The organism is Pseudoalteromonas sp. Isolate3 (assembly GCF_022398505.1).
Taxonomy (GTDB): Bacteria; Pseudomonadota; Gammaproteobacteria; order Enterobacterales; family Alteromonadaceae; genus Pseudoalteromonas; species Pseudoalteromonas apostichopi.
Window position 1 is genome coordinate 21,237 of the sequence record NZ_JAKEVN010000045.1, and the last position, 7,630, is coordinate 28,866.

The 7,630-nt window shown below is 43.0% G+C and carries 6 protein-coding genes; 2 read left to right on the forward strand and 4 right to left on the reverse strand.

Features of this window, described 5'->3' with window-relative positions:
• Positions 1 to 11: 11 nt before the first annotated feature.
• From leuB to fabR, 3 genes are all read right to left on the reverse strand, one after another.
• Entirely contained in the window at positions 12 to 1,088 is a 1,077-nt protein-coding gene (leuB, locus tag L1D46_RS10805) for a 3-isopropylmalate dehydrogenase (RefSeq protein ID WP_130050298.1), read from the reverse strand.
• Positions 1,085 to 2,632, reverse strand: a complete 1,548-nt coding sequence (gene leuA / locus L1D46_RS10810) for a 2-isopropylmalate synthase (protein WP_062564775.1) — start codon at positions 2,630 to 2,632, stop codon at positions 1,085 to 1,087. Before leuA ends, leuB begins: the two co-directional genes overlap by 4 nt.
• A 357-nt stretch (positions 2,633 to 2,989) precedes the next feature.
• Complete coding sequence (gene fabR, locus L1D46_RS10815; protein ID WP_130050297.1) at positions 2,990 to 3,619, reverse strand: HTH-type transcriptional repressor FabR; 630 nt, start codon at positions 3,617 to 3,619, stop codon at positions 2,990 to 2,992.
• A 117-nt stretch (positions 3,620 to 3,736) separates the two neighbouring features.
• Between fabR and L1D46_RS10820 the strand changes: the two genes are divergently transcribed.
• Both L1D46_RS10820 and sthA read left to right on the forward strand, forming a co-directional pair.
• On the forward strand, positions 3,737 to 4,870 hold the full coding sequence (locus tag L1D46_RS10820; RefSeq protein WP_130050296.1) for a fatty acid desaturase: 1,134 nt from the start codon (positions 3,737 to 3,739) through the stop codon (positions 4,868 to 4,870).
• A 13-nt stretch (positions 4,871 to 4,883) separates the two neighbouring features.
• Positions 4,884 to 6,314, forward strand: a complete 1,431-nt coding sequence (gene sthA, locus L1D46_RS10825; RefSeq protein WP_062564769.1) for a Si-specific NAD(P)(+) transhydrogenase — start codon at positions 4,884 to 4,886, stop codon at positions 6,312 to 6,314.
• 45 nt (positions 6,315 to 6,359) lie between these two features.
• On the opposite strand, the gene hemE is transcribed toward sthA, so the two are convergent.
• On the reverse strand, positions 6,360 to 7,424 hold the full coding sequence (gene hemE, locus L1D46_RS10830; RefSeq protein ID WP_130050295.1) for a uroporphyrinogen decarboxylase: 1,065 nt from the start codon (positions 7,422 to 7,424) through the stop codon (positions 6,360 to 6,362).
• Positions 7,425 to 7,630: the final 206 nt, after the last annotated feature.

Genomic DNA, 7,630 nt, shown 5'->3' on the forward strand with positions numbered 1-7,630 from the left:
ACAATTTTTAATTAAATACGTGCCACAATTGCCGCAGCAACATCACTGGTGGTGTATCCTGCATTTGGGTAAATATCTGGCGTACCAACACCGGCCTCAACCGCTTCTGCTACCGCTTTTTCAATCGTGCGAGCCGCTTCATCTTGACCTAGTGAGTAGCGCAGCATAAGCGCAGCACTTAAAATTTGTGCGATTGGGTTTGCCACCCCTTTACCCGCGATATCTGGTGCTGAGCCACCAGCAGGTTCATACAAACCAAAGCCAGACTGATTTAAACTCGCTGATGGTAATAACCCCATAGAGCCTGTGATCATCGCGCACTCATCAGACAAAATGTCACCAAATAGGTTATCGCAAAGTAGTACATCAAACTGGCTTGGCTGTTTCACTAACTGCATTGCCGCGTTATCAACATAAATGTAGTCTAGGCTTACTTCTGGGTAGTCTTTGCTCACTTCAGAGACCACTTCACGCCAAAGTACGCTGGTCGCTAATACATTCGCTTTATCAACTGAAGTAACGTGATTACTACGCAGCTTTGCAGCTTCAAATGCAAAGCGTGCGATGCGCTCAATTTCTTTACGTGAATAGGTTTGGGTATCGAAAGCTGCTTCTTGATCACCTTCGCCACTACGGCCTTTTTCACCGAAATAAATACCGCCGGTTAACTCACGCACACATAAGATATCAAAGCCTTGTGCACTGATATCTGCACGGAGCGGTGACGCAGCACTTAGTGCTGGTAATAATTGTGCTGGGCGTAAATTACAGAACAAACCAAAATGCTTACGCAGTGGCAGCAGTGACGCGCGCTCTGGTTGCTCGTTCGGTGGTAAGTTTTCCCACTTAGGGCCGCCTACCGAACCAAATAAAATCGCATCAGCATTTTCGCATGCGCTCAATGTGCTTTGCGGCAGTGCCTGACCAAACTCATCGATGGCAGCACCACCAATCGCGTGGTGATGACGAGTCAAAGTAAAACCAAATTTTTCGCTTACAGCATCCAAGACGGTTTCTGCTGCAGCCATAACTTCTGGACCAATCCCGTCGCCTGCTAATACTGCGATACTGTAATTCGATTGACTCATCCTGCTTTCCTCTGTTGTTTTAAATCAGACACTTTTTGTGCACGATAAATTAAGTTATAAACACGGATCATGGCGCGTACTGACGCTTCAACCACATCCGCTGCAATGCCCGCACCGTGATAAGGGCGACCATCGTATTTAGCAATAATGTTCACTTGCCCAAGCGAGCTGGCGCCTTGGCCTGTTGCTTCTAGGTTGTATTCAATCATTTCGACCGACATACCCGTTAAGCGCTCAATTGCTAAGAATGATGCTTCAACAGGGCCATTACCTGTTGCCGCCTCTTGCTTAGACTCGCCATCAATTGTCATACCGATTGTTGAGCTCGCTACTGATTGTGAGTTAGACGTAGAGTTAACAAATTCAAGTTGATACTTCTCGTCTTTATCTTTGATTTGATTGAAGTAAATCATCGCTTCTAAGTCGTAGTCATACACAGTGCCTTTTTGGTCTGCTAATGCTAAGAAGCTAGTGTATAAGCTATCCATATCGTAATCAGATTTTTGATAGCCTAACTCTTCTAAACGATGCTCAATAACATGACGACCTGAACGCGAAGTCATGTTTAATTGGTTATTAGGTACACCGACACTTTCTGGCGACATAATTTCGTACGTGTTTTGCGCTTTTAATACGCCGTCTTGGTGAATTCCTGAACTGTGTGCAAAGGCATTTTCGCCAACAATTGCTTTGTTTGGTTGCACAGGCATATTACAAATCTTCGCGACTTGGCGCGAAGCACGATAAATTTCTTCACTGCGAATATCGGTATGCACTTTTAAGTGGTCTTCACGCATCTTCATGATCATCGCCACTTCTTCAAGCGAACAGTTACCTGCACGTTCACCAATACCATTAATAGTACATTCGATTTGACGCGCACCGGCTTGTACCGCAGCAATTGAGTTAGCAACCGCTAAACCTAAATCATTATGGCAATGCACACTTAAACGCGCCTTGTCGATGTTTGGTACATTGTTCATTAAGTGATGAATCATCGCTGCATATTCGTCAGGTGTTACATAGCCTACGGTATCAGGTAAGTTGATGGTTGATGCACCCGCATCAATGGCACTCTCAACGATGCGGCATAAATCCCAGTGTGGCGTGCGGCCAGCATCTTCACATGAAAATTCAACGTCATCCGTGTAGTTACGAGCAAGTTTAATCGACTTAACAGCCATTGCCGTTGCATCGTCTAAACTCATACGTAATTTGTGCTCAAGATGTAATGGGCTGGTTGCGATAAAAGTATGAATACGGCCCTGCTCTGCCGGGCGAAGTGCTTCACCACATGCTTCAATATCTTTTGCTACAGCACGTGCTAAGCCACAGATAATTGGCCCTTTCACTTCAGTCGCAATTCGCTGTACAGAGCGAAAATCTGCCGGGCTAGATACCGGAAAACCTACTTCCATTACATCCACATTTAAGCGGCTAATGGTATGCGCAAGTTGAATTTTGTCGTCTTCGGTTAGGCTTGCTTTTAATGCTTGCTCACCATCACGTAACGTTGTGTCAAAAATCCAAACCTTATCTTTCATAAACTGTCCTCGTTCCCAATGACCCATTAGCGAGATAAAAAAAACCCCGCGGTTGCGGGGTTTTTTAATGTTCTACAAATGCAAATACACTAAGCCCCGCTCACTGATTTAATCAGTAAGAGGTTTAGTTTTAATGTAATTGAATGTGTAATTTGCATCTTAATTTACTAAATGTGTGTTCAGTGGCTGTATTTTTAACATTCAAAAAACCAGCTTGCAAGCATAATTTTTCCACAAAATCGATTTTCAAATCCCAATTTTAGAAATAAAAATCCACAATGAAGCAATTAACAGGTTAATTAACCCAATTTAAATGTATTGAACGTTTAAAATTTCGGACGGTAAAGCTTCTATTGCTTAGATTAACTTTTGAGATTGATTACTATCACGTACATATAAAGTGGCACCGCGCGCAATGTAACGTAATTGCCAGATCAGGCGTTCAACCAGCTCTTCGCGCTGCGCCCCTTCAATATCGAGGGCCTCGGCACCGGCGTTAAATACCAAAGTCACCATAGCTTCAGCTTGGATATATGCATGAGTTGGATCGCATGGTGTTTCGCTTTCAAGATAATGTGCTAGTTCTAAAATGAAATGTTTAATCTCACGAGCAACCGCGGCACGAAATGCTTTTGAAGTCCCTGAGCGCTCTCGCAATAACAATCTAAATTGGTTGCTCGAGTTATCTATAAATTCCATAAAGGTAACGATTGATGTGGTGATCACACTGCCGCCACTCTCAATACGACGGCGAGCTTGGCGCATAAGTTGGCGAAGTGTTAAACCAGCTTCATCAACCATGGTCAATCCGAGCTCATTCATGTCTTTAAAGTGACGGTAAAAAGAAGTTGGTGCAATCCCTGCTTCGCGGGCAACTTCACGCAAGCTTAAATTAGAAAAACTATGATCAGCACTCAATTGATTGAATGCTGCTTCGATCAGTGCTTGTCGTGTTTTTTGTTTCTGTTGCGCTCTAACACCCGACATGGAAACTCCCAGAGTGAACTTTTAATAATTTTTTCGGTTAATGAGACAGTCTAATACTTGACGCGGAGAGAATGAAACACTATTTTAGCGTACAACTGTACGCCGAGATTTATTCAGATGAAAAAACCACCGATTATTTGGACCAATGTGCTATTTTTTAGCCTTACATTTTTGGCCGCGATCACCCTTGTTCCTTGGTATGGCTTTAGCTACGGATACACCAGTACACAGTGGATAGCCTTCGTTGGCTGTATGTTCTACGCCGGACTTTCTATTACTGCTGGTTATCACCGTTTATGGGCACACAAAGCCTATGATGTGCACCCTGTTATTGAAGTATTTTTTGCTTTAGGCGGTGCTTTTGCTCTGCAAAATAGTGCGTTGCACTGGAGTAGCGATCACCGTATTCATCATGGTCAAGTCGATGATCCAATTAAAGACCCATATGCCGCCACAAATGGTTTTTGGTATAGCCACATAGGTTGGATGTTACGTGATTATCAAGGCGAGCAATACGGGAACTATAGTAACTGTCGCGACTTACAAAAAAATAAAGTTGTTATGTGGCAACACCGCCATTATATGAAATTAGTCGTCGCGACTAATTTTGGTATTCCTTTATTGCTAGGTTTAATGCTTGGTGATGTATGGGGGATGTTATTATTGGTTGGTTTACTGCGCTTAGTATTAAGCCAGCATTTTACGTTTTTTATCAACTCACTTGCACACATCTGGGGCTCACGTCCTTATACAGAAAAGAACACGGCGCGTGATAATGGTTTTTTAGCGCTATTCACTTACGGTGAAGGCTATCATAACTTCCACCACATTTTTGCAAGCGACTACCGTAACGGCATTAAGTGGTATCACTATGATCCAACGAAGTGGATGATCCGCTCTTTAGCTGCAATTGGCCTTGCTTCAAAATTAAAGCGCACACCTATTGAGCGAATTGAAAAAGCCAAAGCAGAAACCTTGATGAATAAGACCCAAGGTCGCCTCGCAAAATTGCCTTTAGCGCAAGATAAGCTTACATTATTACAATCTGAGTACGATTTACTGCTGAAAAGACTGCAACACTTCTGTGCCCTGCAAAAACGCGTGTTAGAAATCAAACGAAATAAAATGATGAAGCAGTGCGAAAAATCAGCATTAATGACACAATATCATGAGCTTGAAGCCGCTTGGGAAAACCAAAAGCAGGCTTGGCTTGCACTAAATGCGAGGTTGTTAAAAGCCTCTTTTAGTTAACATAGGAGCGGCTGTGGCCAAACAACAAGTAAAGCAAAAAGATACTCCATCTTATCAATATGATGCGATCATCATAGGTACAGGTCCTGGCGGTGAAGGTACCGCCATGAACCTATCTAAAAGCAACAAAAAAGTCGCTGTTATTGAGCGTCAAGAAGCAGTAGGCGGCGGTTGTGTTCACTGGGGTACTATCCCGTCAAAAGCATTACGTCATTCTGTGAGCCGTTATATTGAATATAAAGCAAACCCGCTTTTTAATATTAGTGAGCGCCCTAACCGCTTAACTTTCCCAGATATTTTGCGCCACGCAAGTAACGTCATTTCAAAGCAATCTAATTTACGTAGCAGCTTTTATGAGCGAAACCGCATTCATATGTATCAAGGTGATGCTGAGTTTATTGATAAACACACTATTAAAGTGACGCACCTAGACGGTTCGTTTGAAACTCTTACTGCACAAACGATTGTTATTGCTACTGGCTCGCGCCCTTACCGTCCACCGGGTGTAGACTTTAAACACCCACGTATATACGACAGCGATACGATTTTAGGCCTTGAAGATGACCCTCATCGTGTGCTGATTTATGGTGCCGGTGTGATTGGTTGTGAATACGCCTCTATTTTTAAAGGCTTAGGTGCCAAGGTTGACCTGGTGAATACCCGCGACCGCCTACTGGCCTTTATGGATGCAGAAATTTCAGATGCTCTAAGCTATCACTTTTGGAATAGCGGTATTGTTATTCGTCATAATGAAGAGTTTGATCGCGTAGAAACTCGCGATGATTGTGTGGTAATGCACTTAAAATCAGGTAAGCGCGTAAAAGCTGACTGTATTTTATTTGCCAATGGTCGTACTGGTAACACAGACACACTCAATCTTGAAGCTGTTGGCCTAAAAGCGGATGGTCGTGGCCAGCTTAGAGTGAATGAAACATACCAAACAGAAGTCGACAACATTTATGCTGTCGGTGATGTAATTGGTTACCCAAGTCTTGCCAGTGCAGCATTTGACCAAGGCCGTATTGCAGCCGATGCGATTGCATGTGGTAACTGTGATGAGAAGCTGATCATTGATATTCCAGCAGGTATTTATACAATTCCTGAAATGAGCTCAGTCGGTAAAACAGAGCAAGAGTTAACAGCAGCAAAAGTCCCTTACGAGGTAGGTCGTGCTCAATTCAAGCATTTAGCGCGTGCGCAAATTGCGGGCACTGAGGTAGGTAGCTTAAAGATTTTATTCCATGTTGATACCAAAGAAGTACTTGGCGTGCACTGCTTCGGTGAGCGTGCCTCTGAAATCGTTCACATCGGCCAAGCAATTATGGAACAAAAGAACGGCGGTAATAACATTGATTACTTTGTAAATACCACGTTCAACTACCCGACCATGGCAGAAGCCTATCGTGTAGCCGCATTAAATGGTTTAAATCGTTTGTTTAAGTAACGAAAAAGCCCGCTTAATGCGGGCTTTTTTATGACTAGCTTTTGCTTATTTGTGGTATTTACCACTGAATTCATGAACGGCGTTGATAAATACACCTGCGTTTTCTGGGTCTACATCTGGTGTAATGCCATGACCTAGGTTAAATACATGGCCAGAGCCTGTACCAAAGTCTTCTAGGATAGTCGCAACTTCTTGGCGAATTCGCTCAGGCGTGCCATGCAGCATGGCTGGGTCCATGTTACCTTGTAGCGCTACTTTATCGCCAACACGACGTTTTGCATCACCGATGTTAATTGTCCAGTCTAGGCCTACTGCATCACAGCCAGTTGCTGCAATTGCTTCAATCCACTGACCGCCATTTTTAGTAAATAACGTCACTGGCACTTTACGGCCATCGTATTCACGAATTAAGCCATCAACAATCTTGTGCATGTATTGTAATGAAAACTCATTGTAGTCACGTGGGCTTAATACACCGCCCCATGAGTCAAATACCATTAACGATTGCGCACCCGCTTTAACTTGCGCGTTTAAGTAGTCAATCACTGAGTCAGCTAATTTATCAAGTAATAGGTGCAGGGTTTGCGGCTCTGCAAAGGCCATTTTCTTGATTTTACCGAATGTTTTGCTGCTACCACCTTCAACCATGTAAGTAGCAAGTGTCCAAGGTGAACCAGAGAAACCAATTAGCGGTACTTCACCTTTTAATTCGCGGCGAATCGTACTTACCGCATTCATCACATAACCAAGCTCATCAGTTGGATCGATATTTGGGATTTTTTTAACATCTGCTAATGAAGAAATCGGACGTTCAAATTTCGGACCTTCACCTGTTTCAAAGTAAAGACCTAACCCCATAGCATCAGGAATAGTTAAAATATCACTAAATAAAATTGCAGCATCAAGCGGATAACGACGTAATGGCTGTAACGTTACTTCACAAGCAAGTTCAGCGTTCTTACATAAACTCATAAAGTCGCCTGCTTGGGCACGTGTAGCACGGTATTCAGGTAAATAACGGCCAGCTTGGCGCATCATCCATACCGGTGTGACATCAACAGGTTGCTTTTGTAGTGCACGTAAATAACGATCGTTTTTTAATTCGCTCATGCGTATAGAATCCTAGAACTGAATGAAATTGAACAGATTGTATCACCATATTGCGCGTCTCACTATGGATAGATAATCAAGGCTAGATATAGATCATGTTTTTCAGACCAGACTTAGCCTAACGTGCGTTTTTTGCACAAAAACAAAATAAATTTAAAACTTTTCATTAATAAATTTGCAACATCCAAAAAAGCTTGGTATAACTT

Bases quoted from the DNA above. Each gene is read 5' to 3' on its own strand.
- leuA (WP_062564775.1), bottom strand. From the start codon at position 2,632: ATGAAAGATAAGGTTTGGATTTTTGACACAACGTTACGTGATGGTGAG.
- fabR (WP_130050297.1), bottom strand. From the start codon at position 3,619: ATGTCGGGTGTTAGAGCGCAACAGAAACAAAAAACACGACAAGCACTG.
- L1D46_RS10820 (WP_130050296.1), top strand. From the start codon at position 3,737: ATGAAAAAACCACCGATTATTTGGACCAATGTGCTATTTTTTAGCCTT.
- hemE (WP_130050295.1), bottom strand. From the start codon at position 7,424: ATGAGCGAATTAAAAAACGATCGTTATTTACGTGCACTACAAAAGCAA.
- leuB (WP_130050298.1), bottom strand. From the start codon at position 1,088: ATGAGTCAATCGAATTACAGTATCGCAGTATTAGCAGGCGACGGGATT.